The sequence below is a fragment of the Spirillospora sp. NPDC127506 genome (assembly GCF_040302145.1).
GTDB lineage: Bacteria > Actinomycetota > Actinomycetes > Streptosporangiales > Streptosporangiaceae > Spirillospora.
Genome location: NZ_JBEORG010000001.1, coordinates 96,579 through 120,149, shown reverse-complemented (window position 1 = coordinate 120,149; position 23,571 = coordinate 96,579). Strand labels below are relative to the sequence as shown.

The window sequence follows — 23,571 nt, the reverse complement described above, 5'->3', positions numbered from 1 at the left end:
CATGAACCCTGCCGAACCGCACTACCGGACCGAGCCGTACCGGACCGAGCCGTACCGGGCCGACCAGCACCGCGCCGAACCGGACCCGGCCGAACCGGACCGGGCCGAACCGGACCGGGCCGGGCCGCGCGGGTTCCGGCGGTGGCGGCGGACACGCCCCTTCTGGGGCGGCGTGTTCACCGTCCTCGGCGGCCTGGAGCTGATCGCCGTCCCGCTCGCGCCGATGCCGCTCGTCGTCCACCAGGGCATGGCGGGGGTGGCGAGCTGGCTGATCGGCGCGCTGCTCGTCACCGCCGGCGTGCTCATGTGGACGCAGCCCGCCCAGCGCAGCTTCTACGGCGTCCTCGCCGTGCTGCTGTCGCTGGCGTCGTTCCTCACGTCCAACTTCGGCGGGTTCTTCGTCGGGTTGCTGCTCGGCCTGACCGGCGGCGCCCTCGGCTTCGCCTGGTCCCCCGCGCAGCCGCCCCGGTCGCGCGTGCCGGGCGCCCGGCACGCGCAACGCGGCGGGCGCCTGACCGCCATCGCGCTGCCCGCCCTGCTGGGCTTCCACCTGCTCAGCCCGACGCCCGCACCGGCACCCGCGCCCGGCGCCACGGCGACGCCGTCGCCTGCGGCGTCCCCCGGCCCGGCCGCGACCCCCTCGCCGGCGCCCAGCGCCACGTCCACCACGACGGCGCCGCAGTGCCCGGACGTCCCCGCCAACGGCGCCGGGCTCTCGCAGGACGAGGCGCGCGAACTCATCCAGGAGTTGGCGTCGAGCAAGGACCCCGCCTGCGCCGCGGAGGGGAAGACGGCCGCCGGCGGCACCCGCCTCTACGCCGACTCGGGGACGCTGCGGGCCGACTCGCTGACGATGTCGGGCCTCAGCTACGACGGCGTCGCGTCCCTGCCGTCGGCGGGCGGGACGGTGAAGGCGCTGAAGTTCACCATGTCCACGGCCGTCCTGAAGAACGTGGACCAGACCGTCGCCCGCGGAGGGGCCACCACGCGGATACGGACCCCCAGGCTCACCCTGACCGGTGACGTGGTCATGTACACGACGAAGATGTCGTCCAAGCTGCTGGGCATCCCGCTGACGTTCACGCCGGAGCACCCGCCGCCGCTGACGCTGCCCTACATGGTGATGACGGACGTGGTGTCCGAGCAGCCCGCCGTCACCGCCGGCGGGGCGCAGCTCGCCGGGCTCGGCATCGCCTCCTGAGCGCCCTTCTGCAGCTTGCCGCGCAGGATGAACGCGCCCAGCAGCACCGCCGCGACGACGAGGACCACCGCGATCGTGACGACGAGCACCGTCCTGCGGCGCTCCCCGCCCGCCCCGGCCGGCGGCGCCTGCTGCCAGCCGGAGTACTGCCCCGGCTGCTCCCACGGCTGCGGCGGCTGCGGCGGGGTCGTCCGGGCGGGCGGCGGCGCCCACTCGGTCTCCAGCAGCGTGCGCGCCTCGCGGTCCCGGCCGGGCCGCGCGGGCGGCGGGCGGTGCGAGCCGTTCCGGTCGGCCGGTCCGCGCTCGGGGGCGCCGCGATCCGCGAAGCCGCGGCCGGCGGGGCGCTGCTCGGCGAAGCCGCCCGAGTCGCGCCGGGTCACCGGGGCGGGGTCGCCGGGGTCGCGGCGCGTCACCGCCCCGCGGTCCCGCCGCGTCACCACGCCCAGCTCGGCCGGGTCGAGGACGGTCTCCGCCGCCTCGTCCCGGCCTCCCGGCGGCCGGCGCGCGGACGGCTCGTCCAGCACCGTCTCGCCCGCCGCCTGGCGCACCGGGGGCGGGGGCGGGGGCGGCGCGGGCCGGGCGGGCGGCATCGCCGCGACCCGGGCGAGCAGCGGCTCCGCCTGCGCGGCGGTCATCCGGTTCACCGGCTCGCGCGCCAGCAGCCCGTCCAGCACCCGGGCGAGCGGCCCCGCGTTGCGCGCCGGCGGGACCGGCTCGGTCAGCGCGGCCTGCAGCGACGCCATGGCGTCCGACCGCTCGTAGGGGGACCGGCCCTCGACCGCCGCGTACAGGGTCGCGCCGAGCGCCCACAGGTCGGACGCGGGCACCGCCCGCTCGCCCTGCGCCCGCTCGGGCGGGATGTAGGCGGGCGACCCCATCACGAGGCCCGTCTGCGTGAGCGTCGCGTCGCCCTCCACCTGCGCGATGCCGAAGTCGGTGAGCACCACCCGGCCGGAGTCGGTGATCAGCACGTTGCTGGGCTTGACGTCGCGGTGCAGGATGCCCTTCTCGTGGGCGTGCCGGAGCGCGCCGAGCATCTGCAGCCCGATGTCGGCGACACGGCGGTGGTCCATCGGGCCGCGCTCGATGATGTCCTGCAGGGACGGGGCGAGGACCAGCTCCATCACGATCCAGGGCCGGTCGGCCTCCTGCACCACGTCGTGGACGGTCACGACGCCGGAGTGGTTGAGCCGCGCCGACGCCCGCGCCTCCCGGAACGTCCGCTCGTACAGGACGGCGATCTCGTCGTCGTTGAGGCCCGGCGGGAACACGACCTCCTTCACCGCGACCTCGCGGTCCAGCATGACGTCGCGCGCACGCCACACGGTGCCCATGCCGCCCTGGCCGACCACCGCGTCCAGCCGGTAGCGGTTACCGAGCAGACGTGCCTGTGTCATGTCGGAAGAGTCCCCCCATTGGTCATCCCACCCCGGAGGGACGGAACGTGTCGAGCACATTCTTCACGAGCGGCTCTCTCTTGTTCCACTGGGACGCGGGAACGGCCACCACGACCGCGTAGGGCCGGCCGCCCGCGTTCACCCCCCGGTCGCGGGCGCGCGTGAGCCCCGTGCCGCGCGTCCAGGTGAACTCGATGTCGGCGGCCGCGTGCCCGGCGACCTCCGTGCGGGTGATCTCCCCGACCCGCCGGAAGTCCTTCAGCTTGCCGTCCGCGATGGCCTCCTGCTCCCAGGTGACCCAGTGCTCGTAGGGGTCGCCCGTCCAGACGGTCCGGTCGACCTGAATGTAAGCGCTGGACGCGGGGTCGGTCCAGATGACGCTGTTGCCCTGCTCGGAGCGCCGCCACCCGGGCGGGACGCCGATCGTGAACCCGGGGCCGGCCGCCCGGACGAGGCCGGGCGGCAGCGGCGCCGTGCCCGGAGCCGACGACGACCCGGGCGTGGACGCGGACGTGCCGCGCGGCGTTTCCCGCGCGGCGGGCGTGGACTGCCTGGCCACGGCGGTGGGCGACCGAGTCGCGGCCGTCCCGCCGGAGGGCGGGCGGTTCGCCCAGAGCACGACCCCGGCGACCGCGAGGATCACCGCGGCCGCGGCGACACCCCCGAGGATCGGCGGGATCGGCGACCGGCGGGACGGCGCCGGCGGCCCCGCGTGCCCGGGCGGCCACTGTCGGCCAGGGTCCGGCGGGATCGGCGCGGTCATGCCCGGGGGCGGAGGCGGGACGGGAACGGGCCCGTACTGCGGGGGTGCCTGCCGGGTCGCCGTCCCGCCCGCGTCCGGCCCGCCCACGGCGGCCCCGTCCGCGGCTGTGGCCTCGCCCGCCGCGAGCTGCGCGGCCGCCAGGCCGGCGGCGTGCCCGGACGCGATCGCCTTGAGCGCCTCCTCCGCCTTCTCGCCGCTGAGCCGCCGCACCGGGTCGCGCTCCAGCAGCCCGGTGAGGACGGGCGCGAGCGGCCCGGCGTTCTTCGGCGGCGGGGCGTCCTGCGTCATCACGGCCGCGAGGACGGCCATCGCGTCGCTGCGGTGGTGCGGCGCCCTGCCCTCGACCGCCGCGTAGAGGGTGGCGCCGAGCGCCCACAGGTCGGACGCGGGGATCGCCGGGTCGCCGTTCACCCGCTCCGGCGACATGTACGCCGGCGACCCCATGATCAGGCCGGTGCCGGTGAGCGTCGCCTCGCCCGCGAGCTGCGCGATGCCGAAGTCGGTGAGGACGGCCCGGTCGTCGTCGGCGACCAGCACGTTCGCGGGCTTGACGTCCCGGTGCAGGATGCCGATCGCGTGCGCCGCCCGCAGCGCGCCCGCGATCTGCCGCCCGATCACCGCGGCGCGGCCGGGCGGCAGCGGGCCGTCCTCGTCCACGATGTCCTGGAGAGAACGGGCCCGTACCAGCTCCATGACGATCCACGGCCGGTCGTCCTCGTCCACGACATCGTGTACGGTCACCACGCCCGGGTGGTTCAGCCGCGCCGACGCGCGCGCCTCGCGCAGCGTCCGGCGGTGCCGGTTCTCGCGCTCCTCGTCGCTCAGCCCGGCGGGCAGCGCGACCTCCTTGACCGCGACCTCCCGGTCGAGGGTCTCGTCGCGGGCGCGCCACACGGTGCCCATGCCGCCGCGCCCGACCACGGATTCGAGCCGGTACCTGCCGGCGAGGAGACGCCCCTCCATCAGTCGTCCGCGGGCTCGAAGTACCGGTAGACCGGCTGCAGGTCCCGGTAGACCTTGTCCCACTCGGCGTCGGGGGCGCGCAGGAGGATGGCGTAGCCGTGCCCGTGCGTCACGAACCCGCGGTTGAGGATGTGCACCCGGCCTCCGTCGCCGTCGTAGGTGAACTCCCAGTCGGCGGAGTCGTCGCCGTCACCGGTGTCGGGGACGGGCGGGTGGTCGCCGGTCGGCGCGATCCGGATCTTCCGGTACCCGGGGAAGCCGGCGCCGCCCCGCTCCTGCCGCCGCCAGTCGCCGATCGCGCTGTCGCCCGGGTCGTCGGTCTGGTCGATCTGGAGGTAGATCCTGCGGTCGGGCGAGTAGAAGTAGTCGCCGCCCTGCTTGCGCTCGGGGCCGGTCCAGCCCTTCGGGACCGGCAGCCGGTAGCCGCTGGGGTCCTTGTGCACGGTGAACCCGGCGGGCAGCCCCCCGCTGCTCGGCGAACCGGCCGGCGAGCCGCTCGGCTTGGCGGACGCGGCCGGGGCGGACGGCGTCGTGCCGCCCTCCGGCGGCGCGCTCGCGCCCTTCTTCTTCCCGCCCCCGCCGTTGGCGAAGGCGATGCCCGCGACCACCACGATGACGACCAGCACGATCGCGGCGACGATCAGCACGTTGCGGTTGGCGGTCAGCGCGGGGCGCACGGCCGGGTGCGTCGTCGGCGGGAAGTGCGTGGCCGGCCCCGGCGGCTCGGGCGGCCCCTGCTCGGCGGCCACGGCCCCGGCGGGCTGCGTGCGCGGGCTGGACCGCCAGGAGCCGGCCCGGTCGGGGTCCGGCGCGGTCTCGCCCGGGTTCGCCGGGTCGGCCGCGCGCGTTCTGGCGGCGGGCAGGTCCAGGCTGGTCAGCTGGTCCGGGCGGGCCTCCGGGTCCGCCGCGGCGGCGGCCGCGGGGGTGCCGGGGCGCCCTTCGGAGCCGTCCATCTCGTCCGGGAGCGGCTGGTCGGGCGCGTAGGTCTCCGGGTACGGCTCGGCGTACGCCTCCGCGTACGGCTGCGACCGGTAGGAGGAGTCCTGGACGGTGGTCTCGGGGCTCGCCAGCTCGTCCATGGAGAACTCGACGGCCATCGTGCGCTGGGTGTCGACGGTCTCCTGGCGGACGATGTCGTCCAGCAGCGCGCCGGCCTCGATCGCGTCCATCCGCTGGTCGGGGTTCTTGCGCAGCAGCCCCTCGATGACCGGGATGAGCCGGCCGCCCTTCTCCGGCGGCTCCGGCTCCTCGGAGATCACCGCGACCAGCGCGGCCATCGGCTCGGGCCGCTCGAAGGGCGACCGGCCGTGCAGCATCGCGTAGAGGGTGACGCCGAGCGACCACAGGTCGGACGCGGGGCCGGCGACGCGGCCCCGCGCGCGCTCGGGCGCGATGTATGCGGGCGAACCCATCACCAGGCCGGTCTGGGTGAGCGTGGCGTCGCCGGACGCGGTCGCGATGCCGAAGTCGGTGAGGACCGCGCGCTCGCCCATCCGCCCGGTACCGGTGATCAGCACGTTGCTCGGCTTGACGTCGCGGTGCAGGACGCCGGCGCCGTGCGCGGCGTGCAGCGCGGCGAGCATCTGCCGGCCGATCTCGGCGGCGCGGCGCGGCTCCAGCGGCCCCTCCTGCTTGATCACCTGGTCCAGGGAGCGCGCCTTGATCAGCTCCATGATGATCCAGGGCCGCCCGTCCTCCTCGACGACGTCGTAGACCGTGACGACGCCGGGATGGCCGAGCCGCGCGGCGGTGCGGGCCTCACGGAACGTGCGCTTGTGGTGCACGGCGCGTTCCTCATCGGTGAGACCATGCGGGAGGATGACCTCCTTCACCGCAACGTCGCGACCGAGGACCTCATCGTGCGCCTGCCAGACCGTCCCCATGCCGCCTCGCCCGACCTGGGTCACCAGGCGGTAGCGGCGGGCGAGCAACCGCTCACCGGTGGGTTCATTTGGCATATCCGCGACCATATCGACTTTTGCTGACAACCTTGGACCGAGCTTGCAAGCAGCATCCCCCTACCCGTACGACGTCCGGCACGCACCCCAGGTTCGCCGGGCGGACGGGCGCGGACGAAAGCGTGGTCGACGTGACAGCCGGTAAAAAGGAGAGGCCCATACCACACCCGGACCGGGGGACCATGACCGACAGAGGCCCGCAGGGCGGCCTGCGGGGCGAGTGGGACCGGCTGATCCAGGCCGCGCCCACGATCTTCTTCTGGTACACCCGACTCTCCGGGATCCTGTCGCTGCTCGCGTGGGTCTCCTATGGTCTCATCCTCGAGATAGCCGATATCTGGGCGCTGCGCTGGATCGGGTACCTCGGCTGGTTCCCCAGCGTGCCCATCGGGCTGCTGTGGATCCTGCTGTCGATGGGCGTCCGGCGGCGCAAGAAGGCGGCCTGGCGGATCCTCGTCCTGATCTTCTGCCTGCCCACCGCGCTCGCGGTCACCGCCGTCCTGACGACGCTGATCAACCCGGAGATCTCCACGCCCATCGGGCTGATCGTCACGGCCGGCGTGTACCTCGCCGTGCTCGGCCTGCTGATCGCCGCGCGCGGGCAGTTCACCACGCTGCCCGACCGCGCCAACCGCCGGCTCGCGACCCTCGTCTTCACCAGCCTCCTGGTCGTGACCTGCGGAATCGGCACGTTCCTCGTCACCGTCACCGACCGGAACTCAAGCGGCGACTTCTGGACGCACCCGCTGTACGCGATCTCGCAGACCGTCCTCGGGCCGCGCGTCACCGGCAAGCCGATCGACGTGTCGGTGCCGTTCTGGGTGGACGCGATCCTGTGGGTCCTCGGCACCGGGCTGCTGATCGCCACGTTCTGGGCGCTGTTCAAGCCGGGGCGGCGCGACCCCGTCCTGTCCCCCGGCGAGGAGCTCGCGGCGCGCGCCCTGCTCGCCGAGTACGGCGACCAGGACTCGCTCGGCTACTTCGCGCTGCGCCGCGACAAGGACGTCATGGTCGCACCGAACGGTAAGGCGGCCATCGCCTACCGGGTGGAGGGTTCGGTCTCGCTGGCCAGCGGCGACCCGCTCGGCGATCCCGAATCGTGGGACCAGGCGATCGAGGCGTGGCTGGAGGAGTGCCGCGCCCACGCGTGGATCCCCGGCGCGGTCAGCGTCGGCGAGCGCGCCGCCCACATCTACAAGCGGCACGGGTTCGACGCGCTCGAACTCGGCGACGAGGCGATCATCGACCTCACCGACTTCAACCTCGACGGGCGCGAGATGCGGCAGGTCCGGCAGGCCGTCCGGCGGGTGGAGCGGGCCGGGTACACGATCCGGATCCGGCGGCACTCGCAGATCCCCGGCTGGGAGATGGCCAAGCTGATCCGCAGCGCCGACGCGTGGCGCGGCGAGGAGACCGAGCGCGGCTTCTCCATGGCGCTCGGCCGGCTCGGCGACCCCACCGACGGGCGCTGCGTCATGGTCGAGGCGTTCGACGCGCACGGGGAGCTGCGCGGGCTGCTCAGCTTCGTCCCGTGGGGGCGGGCCGGGCTGTCGCTCGACCTGATGCGCCGCGACCGGCTCGCCGAGAACGGCCTGAACGAGTACATGGTCGCCAAGCTCGCGGAGAAGGCCGCCGCCGTCGGCGCGCAGCAGCTCTCGCTGAACTTCGCGATGCTGCGGTCGGCGTTCGAGCGCGGCTCCCAGATCGGGGCCGGGCCGGTCGCGCGGCTCTACTACCGCTTCCTGTCGTTCGCGTCGAAGTTCTGGCAGCTCGAATCGCTGTACCTGTCGAACGCCAAGTACCTGCCGGACTGGCGGCCCCGCTTCATCTGCTACACGCAGGGCCGGCACCTGATCCGGCTGGGCCTCGCCTACGCGCGGGCCGAGGGGTTCCTGCCGAGCCTGAACCGCCCGAAGCTGGACCGGGCCGCCGCCATGGTCCCGTCCACGGAGCTGGTCGACAAGATCCGCGAGATCGAGGAGGCGGCGGACGCGGCGCGCGCCCCGCAGCGGCGGCTGTCGGAGCAGGAGCGGGTGCGGCACGCCAAGCTCGACCAGATCCGGGCCGCCGGGATGGAGCCCTACGCGCTCGGCTGCGAACGCACCGACGTCACCGCCGACGTCCGCGCCCGGTTCCCGGACCTGGCCCCCGACACCCGCACCGGCGTGTCCGCGGCGATCGCGGGGCGGGTCGTCCTCGCCCGCGAGCACGGCCGGCTGATCTTCGTCACGCTGCGGGACGAGACCGGCGACCTGCAGGTCATGCTGACCGCCGACGCGCTCGGCGAGGAGTCGCTGCGGCACTGGAAGGCGCTGATCGACCTCGGCGACCAGGTGGGCGTGCGCGGCGAGATCGCCACCTCGCGGCGCGGGGAGCTGTCGGTGCTCGCCTCCTCGTGGACGCTGGCGGCGAAATGCCTGCGCCCGCTGCCGAACAAGCGCTCCGGGCTGTCGGATCCGGAGGCCCGCGTCCGGCAGCGGTACGTCGACTTCATCGTCAACGACGAGTCCCGCCGGATGCTGCGGATGCGCGGCGACGCCATCGCCGCCGTGCGCGACGGGCTGCGCGCCCGCGGCTACCTCGAGGTCGAGACGCCGATGCTGCAGCCCGTCCACGGCGGCGCCGCCGCGCGGCCGTTCACGACCCGCATCAACGCCTACAACATGCAGCTCTACCTGCGGATCGCGCCCGAGCTGTACCTGAAGCGCCTCCTGGTCGGCGGTGTCGGGCGCGTCTACGAGCTGAACCGCAACTTCCGCAACGAGGGCGTCTCGCCGAAGCACAACCCCGAGTTCACGATGCTGGAGGCGTACGAGCCGTACGGCGACTACGACACGATGGCGGCGCTGACCCGCTCCCTCGTCGTGGACGCCGCGCTGGCCGCCCTCGGCACCACCGTCGTCGTCCGGGACGGCGTCGAGTACGACCTCGCCGAGCCGTGGCAGGAGATCACCGTCTACGAGTCGGTGTCGAAGGCCCTCGGCGAGGAGGTCACGCCCGGCACCTCCCTCGCGGCCGTGCAGGGGTTCGCGGAGCGCCTCGGGGTGAACTTCGACCCGCAGTGGGGGCAGGGCAAGATCGTCCAGGAGCTGTTCGAGGCCCTCGTCGAGGAGGACCTGACGGCGCCGACGTTCGTGCGCGACTACCCGGCGGAGACGTCCCCGCTGACCCGCCCCCACCGGGCGGACCCGCGGCTCGCCGAGAAATGGGACCTGATCGTGTTCGGCCTCGAACTGGGCACCGCCTACTCCGAGCTGATCGACCCGATCCTGCAGCGCAGGCGGCTCACCGAGCAGTCGCTGCAGGCGGCGGGCGGCGATCCGGAGGCCATGGAGCTCGACGAGGACTTCCTGCGCGCGCTGGAGTACGCGATGCCGCCGGCCGGGGGCATGGGCATGGGCATCGACCGCCTCCTGATCACCCTGACGGGGCGCAGCATCCGCGAGACGATCCCGTTCCCGCTGGTGCGGCCCGGTTCCTAGAGGCGCCCTCTAGAGGCGGCGGGGGACGGGCCGGTAGCCCTCGCCGGCGAGCCACCTGCGGGCCGCTCCGCGCCGGGCGTCCTCCCCTTCCGGCAGGACGGCCGGCGGGATCGGCAGCCACCTCCCGCTCCCCCACGGCTCGCCGGCCTCGCCGGCGGGAGGGAGGTCGTCGGAGTGCAGGACGTCGCCGCGCGCCAGGTCGAGGACCTGGTCGCCGCCGTCCATCGCCGCGGCCACGGCCCCGAGATCGACGGGCAGCGGGGCGAGCGGTCCGGCGGGACGCTCGCCGAGCGCGGCGGCGAGTTCGGCGGCCAGTTCGGCGTCGCCGGGAGAATTGCGTTCGCGCAGTTCGGCGAGGCATTCGCGAGCCAGCCGCGCATCGGCCCCGCCCTTGGCGAGCGCGGCGATGAGCACATCGCCCGCGTATTGGAGCACCGGTCGGAGCGGACGCCCTCGAAGCACCCCGGCGTCCCCGTCGCCGGTATGAGCGGCGGCCCGCAACCGCGCCAGCGCCTCCTCGTCCCACTCCGTCACATGACATTTGTACAGACATCCACTGACATTGGTGTGCGAATTCAGCGAGGTGCCTTGTCCTCTTATGAACCCCGGCCGCCGCGATCACGTTCGGACCGTCCAAAGCGACCGTCAACGCTCCGGTAGTGGTAGGTGGAAATCCCGGTGAAGCCCGCCCGCCCGTAGAGCCGCAAAGCCGGAACATTGCGGTGCTCGACCTGGAGATACATGCGGTCGGCTCCATTTTCGGCGGCCCAGTCCGCCAACGCGGCGAGCACGCTGCGGGCGGCGCCTTTTCCGCGCGCACGGGGAAGAGTCGCCATGCTGAAAACACCCGCCCACCCCGCCTCGGCGACCGCGCGCCCGACGGCGACGACCCCGCCGCCGGCCAGCGCGGACGCGTAGGCGGACGGCAGGTCCACGCGGCCGAGCATGTCCCATTCGGCCGGGGAATCGCCGTTCACCGCCTGCCAGACCGCGAACCACGCGCGCGTCGGCCGCTCGTCCAGCCGGACCCGCGGCGCCGGTGCCCGTCCCGCAACGCGGGCGGTCGGCGCGACCCGCAGCGACACCGAGCTGTGCCGGCGATAACCGCGGGCGCCGAGAACGCCGTCGAGCCCTTCCGGGCACACCCGCGGAGTGATCTGAAAATGCGGAGCCGCACCGCGTGCGGCATAGAACTCCTCCGCTTCGGCGACCCTGCGGCGCACGTCGTCCGGGCCGGCGCCGCCGTGCGGCAGGACCGTTCCCACCCACCACGAGCATTCCGGCGCGAGGCGCAGCCACCATCCGCCGACGTCCTCGACGCGTTCCGCCGGCTGGGCGCGGGCCGCCCGCTCCTGCAGCGCCTTCACCGATTCCGGGCTGTGCACGGCGCCTCTCCGCGGTCAGCGGGGCCGCTGGCGGTACATCTGGACGGCGAAGCGGAGCCGGGCGCCGACGAGGAGCGCCTCGTCCTCGGGGCAGTCGAGGAGCCGCGCGACCAGCTCGACGATCTGGTCATCGGTGAGGTCGGGTTCGCGTTCGGCGATGCGTCCGACGATCTCGACCAGCTCGGGGCGCTTGTAGCCGGCGATGGACTGCCCGCGCCGGACCTGCGCGGGAGCCGCCTTCCGCGCCGGCTCCCGCGTCTCCGCCGGCTCCGGCGACGCCTGCGGCTCAGGCGGTGCCTGGGGCTCCGGAGGCGCCGGGGGCTCCGGCGGTCTCGCGCCGGGCCTGCCCCAGATCGAGGGGATGTCGGACGGCTCCGGCTCGCCCCGGGTTTCGGGCCGGTCCCGTCCTGCCGCGTCCAGCCGCCGGGGCGGCGGGGCACGGCCCGGCTCCTCGGCGTGCGGCGCCCGGTTCACGGCGTCCAGCCGCCGGGGCGGTAGGCCGCTCTCATGCGGCGCGCCCTCATGCGGCTCGTCCTCGCGGGGATCGAGCCGTGGCGCGTCCAGCCTGCGCGGCGGGGCATTCGCGGGCCGCCGCACGGGAGGCCGGGGCTCCGGCGGCCGCTCTTCGGCGGCAGGCGGAGGGACGGGAGGCGGAGGAGTGCGGGGGCGCGCCGGCGGCCGGCTCGCCCCGGGCACCGGGCCGCCTCCCTCCTCGTGCGGGCGGACCGGCGCGGGCGGACGCGGCTCGCGGGTCGCCTCCGCCTGCCGGGCCTCCGCGCTCGGGGCGGGCGCCGGGGTGCTCGGACGCGGGGGCGGTGCGCTCCGGCCGGGTGCGTCCAGGCGCTGGGGCGCGGCGGCAGGCGGCTGCTCCGGAACCGGGGGCAGGGCTTGCGGTCGCGGGGCCGGTTGAGGAGCGCGTCCTGGGACGTCGCCGCGCGGTGCCGGGGACGGCGCGTGCCGTTCGTCGGGGCGGCGGACGGCCGGCCCCTGCGCGGGCGCGCGCGGAGCCGGCGCGGCGGGGCGCGGCTCGGGTCCGGGCGGACGCGGCCGGGGCGCGGCGGCAGGCGGGGGCGCGGCGGCAGGCGGTGGCGCGGTGCCAGGCGGGGGCGCGGCCGCCGGCCGAGGAGGCGTGGTCTTGGTGCCGGGGTCGGGGACGGTGTCGCGCGGGGAAGCCGGTACAGGGTGGGTCAGAGCCCTGAAGAGCGGGGTCGTCGGTGTGATCGCCTCGTGGAGGTGGGACGGGAGGCGGGTGGCGGGAAGCGGCCCTTCGGGGGCCGGCAGGTCCGCGCCCGCGGGCCCGACGAGGATGGCGCGGGGGGCCAGCCAGAGCAGGAAGAGGGCTTCCGCGCCGGCCTCGTGCTCACCGTCGACGATGACGACGTCGAACGAGTCGGGGGTGGGCGGGAGGACGTCCGGGATCCGCCAGAGCGGGAGGATCCAGGCGGGGACGTCGGCGAGGGCGACGGCGGCCGTCCAGGCCCGGGCTCCGGTGTGGGCGGCGCGGGCCGCGTCGAGCTCCTCCTCGGCGGCGGCCAGCTCGGCGCGGGCGCGGTCGGCGGCGGGCGGGGCGGTGCCGGCGCGGCGCGCCCACGCCCAGGCGTCGTCCCAGCGGCGGGTGCGGGCCTGCCACGCCTCGTCGCCGTCCGTGGCGATCATGAGGTTGGCGAGGTCGGGGTGGACGGCGCGGACGCGGGCGAGCAGCTCGTCGCAGCGGATCTGGAGGGAGCGCTCGTGGCGGGCCTCGGCGAGGGCGCCGAGGGCGCGGCCGTAGGCGGCGGCGTCGCGGGCGTCGATGGCCTCGACGGCGGCGGCCAGTTCGGGGGGATCGTCGGCGCCGGCGGGGGCTATCGAGTCGCGGAGGGCGTCGAGGTCGGCCCCGGCGCGGTTGACGCCGAGACCTTCGAGGGCGTTGCGGAGGTCGGAGGCGTAGGTGTGCCACTGGACCGGGTGCTCCAGGACGATGGCGAAGCCGTTGCGCTCCAGGAGGCGGCGCGTCGAGTCGATGGCGCGCATGGCCTCGCCGACGCGGGCGAGGCGGGCGTGGGCGCGGACGAACCGGGCGACGCGTTCGGCGGGCGGCAGGTCGGCCGGGAAGGAGATGCCCGCCGCCTCCCACACGTACTGGAGCTCCCGGCAGGTGATCCGCACCATGAGGTCGGTGTGGACGAGGTCGAGCAGCTCGGGCGTGGTGGGCGCGGCGCCGTCCACGGTGACGGTGGTGAGGAGCGGCTCGGCCTGCCGCTGGGCGGCGGAGCGCAGCGGGCCGCGCTTCAGCGTGCCGCCGCCGGCCAGGTGGGCGCGCAGGTCCTGGGCGGCCGCGGCGAGGCCGCGCAGGTCGGCGTCCGCGGGCAGGTCGACGCGGTGGGCGCCGAGCTCGGCGAGCGCGCGTTCGGCCCACTGGGCGCGGGACGTCATCTCCGACACGCGGGCCCAGATGAGCGGGCGGCGCTCGGCGAGCGCGTCCCCGAAGGCGCGGGCGGCGAGGTCGGCGGGGTTCCAGCCGCTCGGGTGCCCGTCCAGGCCGAGGTCGTGCAGCGCGGCGGCGACGACGGAGGCGTCGCCGTCCAGGCGGGCGAGGAGGGTGGGGTCGCCGTCGCGGAGGCGCCGGGACAGGTCCGTCTTGGCGCGCTCGGCGCGTTCGGCGGCGGCGATCTCCGCCTCGATCAGGGTGCGGACGTAGGCGGCGCTCGGCAGCGCGCCCGGGTCGACGTCGCGCTGCGCCGTGCGGGCCTTGCGTTCGGGGCTCTCCTCCGCGAGGAGGACGACCAGTTCGGCGGCCTCGGACCGGGAGATCGGCGGGGTCGGCGGCATGTCCGGGCGGACGGGCAGCCAGGACAGCTCGGGGTCCTCGTCGCGGCGGTCCGGCGCCGGCTCGCCCGCCGCGTCGTCGACGCGCCGGGCGAGCTCGTCGACGCGCCGCTCGGCGGCCCTCTCGCGTTCGGCCGCCGCCTCGGCGTCGGGCTCCGCCGTGCGGAGCGCCTCCACGATCTGGGCGGCCGTGGCGCGGTCGGTCGCGGCGAGGGCGGCGAGGTCCTCCGGCAGGGCGGCGCGGAGCGCGGCGGAGGCGGCGGGCCCGGAGGTGGCGACGAGCACCCGGTGGCCGCGCGGGAGCAGCCCGGCGAGCAGGTCGGGAATGGTCTCCGGCGCGCGTTCCGGCACGTGCATGACCTGCGGTTTGCCGGACACGAGCCGCGCCAGCCCCTCCGGGACGCCGCGCGGCAGCAGGCTCAGCAGCGCGGCGTGGTGGTCGGCGATCGCGGCGCGGCCCGGCCGCCGGACGACCAGGGCGGGCGCCAGCCGGACGCGCGGGGCGGGTGAGACGGCGTCGGTGCCGGGCGTCCAGTCCTCGCGGTAGTCGGCGGGGGTGGTGAGCGCCACCTGGGACCATTTGCGGAGGACGTCTCCGACGGACGTGTTCAGCCCGAAGCCCTGCCCGGCCTGGACGGCGTCGGCGATCCAGCCGGCGGGCCGGAAGCCGGGATGCCCGGACAGCAGGTCCCGGTCGCGCAGTGTCGTGTGGCCCGTGAGCACGACGTCGATGCGTTCGGTCCGGTCGTCGACGACGATCCGGACGGGCGTGCTCAGCAGATGGTCGTGGACGGCCGGGCGCCACGACAGCAGGCCGGTCGCCAGCACGACCTCCTCGTCGGCCAGCTCCCGCAGGATCCGGTACCAGTTGCGGAGCCCGAGCCACCCGTCGAACTCGTCCAGCACGACGGGCGGCGTGAGCGGGATGACCGGGACGCTGAACAGCACGTCGCCGGGGCCGGCGTCCGCCTCCACGTAGACGTCGCCGGGCAGGCCGGCGAGCCAGTGGACGTGGTCGTGGTCGGCGAGGTCGCGGGACGGCCGCCGCCGGGCCCGCGCCAGGTCGCGCAGGAATCCCAGCAGCCGCGCCGCGTACTCGGCCTCGCGCGCGGCGGCTCCCTCGCCGGGTCCGCCGGACGGCCCGGTCGCCGGGCCGGGCCGGCCGCTCCGGCCGGGACCCGGGGCCTGTTCGGGCACCGCGGCTCCTTCCCTTCCCACGACGGGGACGGACACCTTCATACCGGGCGGTCCCCGCATCGGCTACGGGACGCCGGAAAAGGTCCGATGGTGGTGCCCCGATCTAACACCCAAGCGCGGGCCCGGTCGAGCGCTATCGATGATCTTGGACTACCGGGGGGACGCGACCCGGCTGTCCTCGTTCGGCATCATGACCCACAGGACCAGGTAGACGACGAACTGCGGGCCCGGCAGCAGGCACGACAGCACGAAGAGCAGCCGGACGGTCCCGGGGGTCATGCCGAACCGGCGCGCGAGGCCGGCGCAGACACCCGCGATCATCCGATCGTTGCGCGGACGGTATAGGCCGTTCATGGGTTCTTCTCTCCCCGATTCGTCGAGTGGTGAACACGGCCGCGGATTCTCGCGGCCACGTTCCTCACGCTACGAGCCGGGAGGCGCCCGCCACATCCGCCGTTCGTCCCGTTTCCAGGCCATACTCGGGGATTACGGGACGTCCCCTAAGGGAGCTCTAAGGGGCGTTGTACTCGGCGACGAGCTTCGGCAGGCCGGCGAGGTCGTCCAGGACGAACAGGCACTCGCGCAGCGCGTCGTCGTCCTGCTGGATGTGCCCCCAGGGGCCGCGCCGCAGGAACGCCGCCCGCATCCCGTACTCCAAGGCCGGGCGGACGTCGTTGTCGATGCGGTCCCCCACGTACAGGACCCGGTCGGGCAGCACATCCGCGAGCTGGGCGCAGCGCTCGAAGAACTCGTGGGACGGCTTGCTGATGCCCCACACGCCGGAGATGCCGATGACGTCCGCGTCCAGCCCGAGCGCCGCCATCTGCTCCGCCGCCGCGACCGGCTGGTTGCCCGCGATCCCGACGTAGAGCCCCTGGTCGCGCAGCGCGGACAGGCACGCCCGCGCGTCCGGGTAGAGGTCGTCCGCCCCGAACCCGTTGGGGACGCCCGCCTCGGCCCGGCGCCGCTCCTCCTCTTCGAGGTCGAACCCCGGCCGGAAGTATTCGAAGAGATCCATGTGGCTGCCGCCCAGCGCGAGCACCGCCCCCAGCTTGGCCAGGAACGTGTGCCGCGGCACGCCGAGCCAGTCGGCCCAGCGCCCGTAGATCTCCCCCTCGTTGATGAGGGTCTCGCCGATGTCGAAGAACACGGCCTGGATGGGCCGAGGGGTGGTGGCCTGGTTCACTTCGCCGCCAGATCGACCGTCGTGCCGGGGGTCAGGCGGCGGAACTCCTTGCCCAGCTCGTTGCCGGCCCTGGTCACGGCGGTCTGCATCACCTGGAGGCCGATGTCGTTCAGCAGGCCGTCATGGATGACGAAGGCGCGACCGGGATCGACCTCGCGCGTGTAGGAGAACAGCTCCGGGACCTTCAGCCAGGGCGCGTTGCCGGGGAGGCACAGGGTCGGGACCGGCTCGGACGGGACGGTGAGCGCGTCGCCCGGGTGGAAGACCTCGCCGTTCACCAGGAAACCCACGTTCGGGATGGGCGGGACGTCCGGGTGGAGCAGCTCGTGCTCCTCGCCGTGGACGTGCACCTCGAAGCCGGCGATCGTCACGGAGTCGCCGTGGCCGACCTGGTGGACGCGCCCGCCGAGATCGGCGAGGTCCTCGGCGACGGCGCGGGACGTCCAGACCTCCAGGGACGGCCGCTCGGCCATCGCGGCGCGCAGCGCGCCGCCGTCGTAGTGGTCGAAGTGCTCGTGCGTGATCAGCACGGCGTCGGCGGCGGCCAGCGCGCCGGACGCGCCGCTGAAGGAGCCGGGGTCGATGACGATCGTGCGGTCGTCCTCGCTGATCTGGACGCAGGCATGCCCGAGCTTGGTGAGACGCATCCGGCCATGTTCGCACGTCGGGGGCGCCGCCCCCATTGACCGCCCCCCGGCAGCTTGATAGAACACGTTCTACTTTGGTTCGGCGCAAGGAGGCGGCGATGCCCGTTCCCGACCAACGCGATCCCGAGGTCACCAGAAGCGCCCTGGCGGAGTGGCTCGGACGGCATCTGCCCGGCGTCCGGATCCCCCACGTGGACACCCCGCAGACCAGCGGATTCTCCAACGAGACGCTCATGTTCGACGCCGAGTGGACCGACGGCGGGCAGAGCAGGCGGGAACCGTTCGTCGCGCGGGTCGCGCCCACCGAGTACCAGGTCTTCCCCGAGCCCCGGTTCGCGGACGAGCACCGGCTGATGCGGATCCTGGACGAGCGGACGCCCGTCCCGGTGCCGCCGATCCGCTGGTACGAGCCGTCCGCGGACGTGCTCGGCGCCCCGTTCTTCGTGATGGGGCGGGTCGACGGCCGCGTCCCGACCGACATGCCGCCCTACCACATGGGCGGCTGGGTGACAGAGGTCGCGCCGGACGAGCGGGCGGCGATGTGGTGGTCCACGCTGGAGATCATGGCGGTCCTGCACCGGCTGGACGTCGCGGAGCTGGGCCTGGACTTCCTCGACCGGCCGCGATGGGGCGCGCCCGGCATCGACCAGCGGCTGAACTACTACGAGCACTACCTCCACTGGGCCTACGACGGGCCGCAGGAGACCGCGCTCAAGGCGCTGGACTGGCTGAAGGCGAACCGCCCCGAGGAGCCGGACGAGCCCGCCGTCCTGTGGGGCGACTCCCGCATCGGCAACGTGATCTTCCAGGCGGGCGCGCCGAAGGCCGTCCTGGACTGGGAGACCGCGGCGCTCGGCGCGCCCGAGGAGGACCTCGCCTGGTTCCTGTTCCTGGACCGGCACCACAGCGAGGGCGTCGGCGCCGCCCGGCTGGACGGCTTCCCGTCCCCCGCGGAGACCGTCGCCCGCTACGAGGAGCTGCTCGGGCGCCCGATGCGGCACATGGCGTACTACGAGATCCTGTCCGGCTTCAAGTTCTCGGTGATCATGGCGCGGATCGGGCAGGCGATGATCGACTTCGGCTGGATCGACGGGACCTCCGACTTCCCCTACAACAACAACTGCACGCAGCTGCTCGCGCGCATCCTGGAGGCCGGCCGGTGACGCTCTCGCCCCTCGACGACTACCCGATCCACCAGGCGCCCGAGGTGATGCGGCACGTCACCACGTCCGACCGCAACTTCTACGACCGGTACTACTTCAACGTCCACCCCTGCTCGGACGAGATGATGATGCTCATCGGCGTCGGGCAATACCCGAACCTCGGGGTGATGGACGCGTTCGCGCTCGCGCGGCGCGGGCCGCTGCACAAGGTGGTCCGGGCGTCGCGCGAGCTGGGGAACGACCGCATGGACACCACGGTCGGGCCCTTCCGAGTGGAGGTCATCGAGGGTTTGAAGCGGCTCAGGGTCGTCCTGGACGAGAACGAGCACGGCCTGTCGTTCGACCTCGCCTGGGAGGGGTCGATCCCCGCCACGCTGGAGCCTCCGCACTACCTGCGCTGGCAGGAGCGCGTCGTCTTCGACTCGCGGCGTCTCGCGCAGACCGGCCGTTGGACGGGCACCATCACGGTGGAGGGCGAGACCATCGAGGTCACTCCCGACCACTGGTGGGGCTCACGGGACCGGTCGTGGGGCATCCGTCCCGTGGGCGAGCCGGAGCCGCCGGGCATCCAGGTCAAGAACGCCGGAACGTTCTACTGGCTGTACACGCCGATCCAGTTCGAGGACCACTCGATCCTCTGCATCGTGCAGGAAGACGAGAAGGGCCGCCGCGTCCTGGAAGAGGCCACCCGCGTCTGGCCCGACCGTGAGGCCGAGTACCTGGGGCGTCCCGAATACCGTCCTGTGTACGCCGAAGGCACCCGCGACGTGGTGACCGCCACGCTCCGGTTCGCGCCGCCGGGCGGGGAGCCCTTCGAGGTGAAGGCGACCCCGATCCTGCCCGTCCACCTGATGGTGGGCACGGGGTACGGGCTGGAACCCGGCTGGAAGCACGGCATGTACCAGGGGCCCGACCTCAAGGTGCAGGGCGTCACCTACGACACCCGCAAACCGGACGACGCCGCCCGCATGTGGGGAATGGTCGACGCGGTCGGCCGTTTCGAGTACCTGGACGGCGCGCAGCCCGCCGGCGCCGCCACCGGCTACGGCCTCTACGAGTACTGGGCGCTCGGCCCGCATCCGTCCTTCGGCTGACACGGGATCTGCCAAACTGAAGGCCGTGACGACCCCGCCTTCGCCCGACCCCCCGGACGCGGGACGGCCGTCCCGGGAAGAACTGGACCGGCAGGTGCGCGACCGCTACGGAACCTGGCGCGACCAGCCGCGGGGCCTCGCCTGCGCGGTGATCGCGGCTTTCATGATCCTCACCACGGCGGCATTCGTGTTCGCCGTCGTCGCCGTCGTCGCGGCGATGCGCTGACAGAACACGCTCACAGAACACGCTCACAGAACACGCTCACAGGCGGGAACCCCGGTACGCCCGGCGAGGCGCCCGGGGTTCCGGCCGCAAGTCAGGTAGGGATCCCCCCCGTCCCCTCGGCAATGGTGAACGCCACGTCGCCCTGCGGGTCGACCTGTGCGTCAAGGGTCTTGTCGTTGAGCAGCTCGGCGACCGCGGCCTCCAGGTACACCTTGGCACCCTCCTCCTCGACCACCTGGTCTCCGGCCTCGGGCGCGGGGGCGACCGAGAGCCGCAGGGCGTCCGAGCCGTCGATCCCGGACTCGATGCGGATGCCGGTCTCCGGCGGAAGCTCCGGGTTGGCGGTCACCGTCCGGATGACCTGAACGGCACCGCTCGTCAGGGTGAGCACGATCCGCTCTCCTCACGTCTGTCGTTGCGTTACGGATCTGCCCCACCCTCCCCGATCGCCATCGCGGCAAACATCGGATCGCGGCCCGGTCCGGCGTCAGCCCGCGCTCGGGGCGAGCGCCCGCACCGCCTCCGCCGGGGACAGCCCGCCGCCGGGGACGACCGCGAGGACCGGCGTGGTCAGGCCGCTGTCCACGTACTCGCGGACCCGGGCCCGGCACGCCGCGGGCGACCCGTGCACGATCAGGTCGTCGACGACCTCGTCCGGGATGACCTCCAGGGCCTTCTTGCGGTCGCCGGCGGCCCACGCCTCGTTCATCGGCGCCAGCGCCGCACCGCGCCCGAGCCACTCGTGGAACGCCCTGTAGACCGGGACCGTCATGTACGCGGCGATCATCCAGCGGCCGATCGCGCGCGCCTCCTCGGCGTTGTCCGTCGGGCAGACGAACAGCCGCGCGATCAGCTCGGGCTCGTCGCCGATCACCCCGCGCACCGTCCGGACGTCCTTCGGCGCGAGCCAGTTGGTGATCGCCCCGTCGGCCTCCCGGGCGGCGAGCCGCAGCATGCCGGGGCGCAGCGCCGCGAGGACGATCGGCGGCGGCGCCGCCGGCGCGTTGTCGAGCTTGAACCCCTTGACGGCGAAGGTGTCGTACTCCTCCTTCACCTTCTCCCCCGCCAGGGCCTTGCGGAGGAAGCGCAGCGTGTCGCGCACGCGCTTGTACGGCTCCTCGAACGGGATGCCGTTCCAGCGCTGCACGATCGTGTCGGACGAGGTGCCGATGCCGAGCACGAACCGCCCGGGCGCGAGGTCCGCGAGGGTGGCGGCGTGCTGGGCCAGCAACGCGGGCCCGCGCGTGTAGACCGGGACGATCGCGGGGCCGAGGCGCAGCTCCGGGCCCCACTGGGAGGCGAGCGCCAGCGGGGTGAACGCGTCGGTGCCGTTCGTCTCGGCGGACCAGGCGTCGGTGTAGCCGAGCGCGGACAGTTCGGCGACCAGCTCGCGGTGCTCGGCCAGCGGGAGCCCGGTCATCGGAATGGTCAGTCCCCAGCGTGACATGCGGGCCTCCTAGGCGACCGACGCGCGGATGGTGGCGCCGCCGTCCACGACGAGGGTCTGCCCGGTCATCCAGGACGAGGCGTCGCCCGCGAGGAACACGGCCGCGTGCGCGATGTCCTCGGGCTCGCCGAGCCGCTTGAGCGGCATGTGCTCGCTGATCTGCGCCTCGTTCGGCTCCCACAGCGCCCGGGCGAGGTGGGTCTTGACCAGGCCGGGGGCGATGCAGTTCACCCGCACCGCGGGCGCCAGCTCCATCGCGAACTGGCGGCTGAGGTGGATCACGGCGGCCTTGGTGGCGTTGTAGTAGCCGATGCCGTGCTCAGTGATCATGCCGCCGACGGAGGCGATGTTGATGATGGCGCCGCCGCCCTCGGCGAGGCCCGCCTTCAGCGCGAGCTGCGTCCACTGGACGATCGCGAACTGGTTGACCTCGACGGTCTTGGCCGCGGCGGCGGGCTCGATGTCGGCCATCGGCCCGAAGTAGGGGTTCGTCCCGGCGTTGTTGACCAGGATGTCGATGCCGCCGAACTCGGCGGCGGCGGCCTCCACGCAGGCGGCGGCCTCGTCGGCGTGGCCGACGTGCGCCGCCTTGGCGAGCACCCCGGCGCCGGGGCTCGCGGCGCTGATCTCCTTGGCGACCTCGTCGAGCGCCTCCTGCTTGCGGGAGGAGATGACCACGTTGGCGCCCTCGGCCGCGAACGCCGCCGCGATCGCCTTCCCGATGCCCCGGGACGCCCCGGTGACCAGGGCCGTCCTTCCCTCAAGACCAGTCCGCATCCGCGCGCTCCCTACTCGCTCCCACCCCGGTGGGCGGCAATGGGCAGAATCCGACTCGGTTCACTGTAGCGAAGTGACTGACGAGTCAGTTAGCTGCCCCGCGGGTTCGGTCCCGCTCACCGGACGCACGCCCTTTCCACCGATCGCCCGGTTGTTACGCTGCGCCGCGAGACACGAGGAGGGGCCGCGTGACCACCACCCGCGTGAGCACACCCAAGGAGCGCCGCCCGGCCGTCGAGGGCTGGTACACCACCGAGGACGGCGGCGTCCGGCTGCTCGGCACCCGCTGCTCGTCGTGCGGGACGCCGTACTTCCCGCGCAACGAGCTGGCGTGCCGCAACCCCGGCTGCACGGGGCCGAAGGACGGCTCGGAGCTGGAGCCGTACGCGCTGTCGGCGCGCGGGCGCGTCTGGTCCTACGCCGACTCGCGCTACAAGCCGCCGCCCCCGTACGTCTCCCCCGACCCGTTCGTGCCGTACGCGGTCGCCGCCGTGGAGCTCGACGCCGAGCGCATGGTCGTTCTCGGCCAGGTCGTCCCCGGCCTCACCGTCGACGACCTGGAGGTCGGCATGGAGGTCGAGCTGACCGAAGGCGTCCTGTACGAGGACGACGAGGCCGAGTACACCGTCTGGATGTGGAGGCCCGTCAAGTGAGTCGCGACATCGCCGTCCTCGGCGCGGGGATGCACCCGTGGGGCAAATGGGGCCGCAACTTCGTCGAGTACGGGCTCGCCGCGGCGCGGGCCGCGCTCGCCGACGCCGGGCTCTCCTGGACGGACGTCCAGTACGTGTCGGGCGCCGACACCATCCGGAACGGGTACCCGGGGTTCATCGCGGGCGCCACGTTCGCGCAGGCGCTCGGCTGGTCGGGCGCGCGGGTGTCCAGCTGCTACGCCGCGTGCGCCTCCGGGGCGCAGGCCATCAGCACGGCGCGCGCGCAGATCCTCGCGGGCCTGTGCGACGTCGCGCTGGTCGTCGGCGCCGACGCCGCGCCGAAGGGCTTCTTCAAGCCGGTCGGCGGCGACCGGCCGGACGACCCGGACTGGCTGCGGTTCCGGCTCCTGGGCGCGACCAACCCCATCTACTTCGCGCTGTACGCGCGCCGCCGGATGGCCATGTACGGCGCCACGCTCGACGACTTCGCCGCCGTCAAGGTGAAGAACGCGCGGCACGGCCTGTCCAACCCGAACGCCCGCTACCGCAAGGAGGTCACGCCGGAGGACGTCCGCGAGTCCGCCGTCGTCGCCGACCCGCTGCGCCTCCTGGACATCTGCGCGACCAGCGACGGCGGCGCCGCGCTCGTCCTGACGTCGCTGGAGTTCGCGCGGCGGCACGGCGTGGCCGACCCGGTGCGCATCCCGGCGGTCTCGACGGTCACGCCGACGTTCCCGAAGACCGTCCTGGACCTGCCCGACTTCGCGACGGACTCGGCGATGGCCGCCGCCGTCCCGGAGCGGCCGTTCCGCTCCGCGATCGCGCACGCCGCCTACGAGGAGGCCGGCCTCGGCCCCGGGGACCTGTCGCTCGCCGAGGTGTACGACCTGTCCACCGCGCTCGAACTCGACTGGTACGAGGACATCGGGCTGTGCGAGCCGGGCGGCGCGGAGGAGCTGCTCCGGTCCGGCGCCACGGCGCTCGGCGGCCGCATCCCGGTGAACCCGAGCGGCGGTCTCGCCTCGTTCGGCGAGGCGATCCCGGCGCAGGCGATCGCCCAGGTGTGCGAGCTGACCTGGCAGCTCCGCGGGCGGGCCGAGGGCCGCCAGGTCGAGGGCGCGCGGGCGGGCATCGCGGTGAACCAGGGCCTGTTCGGCCACGGCTCCGCCGTCATCGCCGTCCGCTGAGGGGTGTGGGCGCTCCGCGCGTCGTGAGACGATCCGC

General features: G+C 74.2%; 19 protein-coding genes. 7 read left to right on the top strand and 12 right to left on the bottom strand.

Annotated elements, in window-relative coordinates:
* The first annotated feature begins 1 nt into the window (after position 1).
* Positions 2-1,201 (top strand): DUF6114 domain-containing protein, encoded by a 1,200-nt coding sequence (locus ABTW95_RS00490; RefSeq protein WP_500223379.1) that lies wholly within the window; start codon positions 2-4, stop codon positions 1,199-1,201.
* On the opposite strand, the gene ABTW95_RS00485 is transcribed toward ABTW95_RS00490, so the two are convergent.
* From ABTW95_RS00485 to ABTW95_RS00475, 3 genes are read right to left on the bottom strand one after another with little or no spacing between them, the layout of a single operon-like run.
* Positions 1,114-2,598: a serine/threonine-protein kinase gene (locus ABTW95_RS00485; protein WP_500223377.1), complete on the bottom strand. Its 1,485-nt coding sequence runs from the start codon at positions 2,596-2,598 to the stop codon at positions 1,114-1,116. The genes ABTW95_RS00490 and ABTW95_RS00485 overlap by 88 nt on opposite strands.
* Positions 2,599-2,620: 22 nt before the next feature.
* Entirely contained in the window at positions 2,621-4,324 is a 1,704-nt protein-coding gene (locus ABTW95_RS00480; RefSeq protein ID WP_500223375.1) for a serine/threonine-protein kinase, read from the bottom strand.
* Positions 4,324-6,282 (bottom strand): serine/threonine-protein kinase, encoded by a 1,959-nt coding sequence (locus tag ABTW95_RS00475; protein ID WP_500223373.1) that lies wholly within the window; start codon positions 6,280-6,282, stop codon positions 4,324-4,326. Before ABTW95_RS00475 ends, ABTW95_RS00480 begins: the two co-directional genes overlap by 1 nt.
* Positions 6,283-6,464: 182 nt before the next feature.
* Here ABTW95_RS00475 and lysX point away from each other — a divergent pair, with 182 nt between their 5' ends.
* Positions 6,465-9,764 (top strand): bifunctional lysylphosphatidylglycerol synthetase/lysine--tRNA ligase LysX, encoded by a 3,300-nt coding sequence (gene lysX / locus ABTW95_RS00470; RefSeq protein WP_500223371.1) that lies wholly within the window; start codon positions 6,465-6,467, stop codon positions 9,762-9,764.
* 9 nt (positions 9,765-9,773) lie between these two features.
* Here the strand turns inward: lysX and ABTW95_RS00465 are convergent, their stop codons facing one another.
* The 6 genes from ABTW95_RS00465 to ABTW95_RS00440 form a co-directional block, all read right to left on the bottom strand.
* Positions 9,774-10,298, bottom strand: coding sequence for a hypothetical protein (locus ABTW95_RS00465; protein WP_500223370.1), 525 nt, complete (start codon positions 10,296-10,298; stop codon positions 9,774-9,776).
* 62 nt (positions 10,299-10,360) lie between these two features.
* On the bottom strand, positions 10,361-11,149 hold the full coding sequence (locus ABTW95_RS00460) for a GNAT family N-acetyltransferase (RefSeq protein WP_500223368.1): 789 nt from the start codon (positions 11,147-11,149) through the stop codon (positions 10,361-10,363).
* A gap of 15 nt (positions 11,150-11,164) precedes the next feature.
* On the bottom strand, positions 11,165-15,154 hold the full coding sequence (locus ABTW95_RS00455) for a hypothetical protein (RefSeq protein WP_500223366.1): 3,990 nt from the start codon (positions 15,152-15,154) through the stop codon (positions 11,165-11,167).
* A 150-nt stretch (positions 15,155-15,304) separates the two neighbouring features.
* Positions 15,305-15,508 (bottom strand): PspC domain-containing protein, encoded by a 204-nt coding sequence (locus ABTW95_RS00450; protein WP_396447779.1) that lies wholly within the window; start codon positions 15,506-15,508, stop codon positions 15,305-15,307.
* 157 nt (positions 15,509-15,665) lie between these two features.
* Positions 15,666-16,340 (bottom strand): HAD family hydrolase, encoded by a 675-nt coding sequence (locus ABTW95_RS00445; RefSeq protein ID WP_500223364.1) that lies wholly within the window; start codon positions 16,338-16,340, stop codon positions 15,666-15,668.
* The gene (locus ABTW95_RS00440) at positions 16,337-16,987 is read right to left on the bottom strand and encodes an MBL fold metallo-hydrolase (RefSeq protein WP_500223362.1); all 651 of its coding nucleotides are present in this window, start codon (positions 16,985-16,987) and stop codon (positions 16,337-16,339) included. The genes ABTW95_RS00445 and ABTW95_RS00440 overlap by 4 nt, the downstream gene beginning before the upstream one ends.
* A 98-nt stretch (positions 16,988-17,085) precedes the next feature.
* Here ABTW95_RS00440 and ABTW95_RS00435 point away from each other — a divergent pair, with 98 nt between their 5' ends.
* From ABTW95_RS00435 to ABTW95_RS00425, 3 genes are read left to right on the top strand one after another with little or no spacing between them, the layout of a single operon-like run.
* Positions 17,086-18,150 (top strand): phosphotransferase family protein, encoded by a 1,065-nt coding sequence (locus tag ABTW95_RS00435; protein WP_500223360.1) that lies wholly within the window; start codon positions 17,086-17,088, stop codon positions 18,148-18,150.
* Entirely contained in the window at positions 18,147-19,244 is a 1,098-nt protein-coding gene (locus ABTW95_RS00430) for an Rv3169 family protein (RefSeq protein ID WP_500223359.1), read from the top strand. Before ABTW95_RS00435 ends, ABTW95_RS00430 begins: the two co-directional genes overlap by 4 nt.
* A 25-nt stretch (positions 19,245-19,269) precedes the next feature.
* Positions 19,270-19,470 carry a hypothetical protein gene (locus ABTW95_RS00425; protein ID WP_396447773.1) on the top strand — a complete coding sequence of 67 codons (201 nt, stop codon included), beginning with the start codon at positions 19,270-19,272 and terminating at the stop codon, positions 19,468-19,470.
* Between the two features lie 91 nt (positions 19,471-19,561).
* Here the strand turns inward: ABTW95_RS00425 and ABTW95_RS00420 are convergent, their stop codons facing one another.
* The 3 genes from ABTW95_RS00420 to ABTW95_RS00410 all read right to left on the bottom strand — a co-directional run bounded on the left by ABTW95_RS00420 (position 19,562) and on the right by ABTW95_RS00410 (position 21,694).
* On the bottom strand, positions 19,562-19,861 hold the full coding sequence (locus ABTW95_RS00420) for a Fe-S cluster assembly protein HesB (RefSeq protein WP_396447772.1): 300 nt from the start codon (positions 19,859-19,861) through the stop codon (positions 19,562-19,564).
* A gap of 96 nt (positions 19,862-19,957) precedes the next feature.
* A complete protein-coding gene (locus tag ABTW95_RS00415; protein ID WP_500223356.1) occupies positions 19,958-20,917 on the bottom strand; it encodes an LLM class F420-dependent oxidoreductase in 960 nt (319 codons plus the stop codon).
* Between the two features lie 9 nt (positions 20,918-20,926).
* Positions 20,927-21,694, bottom strand: a complete 768-nt coding sequence (locus ABTW95_RS00410) for an SDR family oxidoreductase (protein ID WP_396447769.1) — start codon at positions 21,692-21,694, stop codon at positions 20,927-20,929.
* Positions 21,695-21,882: 188 nt separating this feature from the next.
* Between ABTW95_RS00410 and ABTW95_RS00405 the strand changes: the two genes are divergently transcribed.
* Together ABTW95_RS00405 and ABTW95_RS00400 are read left to right on the top strand one after the other, a co-directional pair.
* Entirely contained in the window at positions 21,883-22,347 is a 465-nt protein-coding gene (locus ABTW95_RS00405; protein ID WP_396447767.1) for a Zn-ribbon domain-containing OB-fold protein, read from the top strand.
* A 29-nt stretch (positions 22,348-22,376) separates the two neighbouring features.
* A complete protein-coding gene (locus ABTW95_RS00400) occupies positions 22,377-23,534 on the top strand; it encodes a lipid-transfer protein (protein WP_500223875.1) in 1,158 nt (385 codons plus the stop codon).
* The last annotated feature ends 37 nt before the right edge of the window (positions 23,535-23,571 follow it).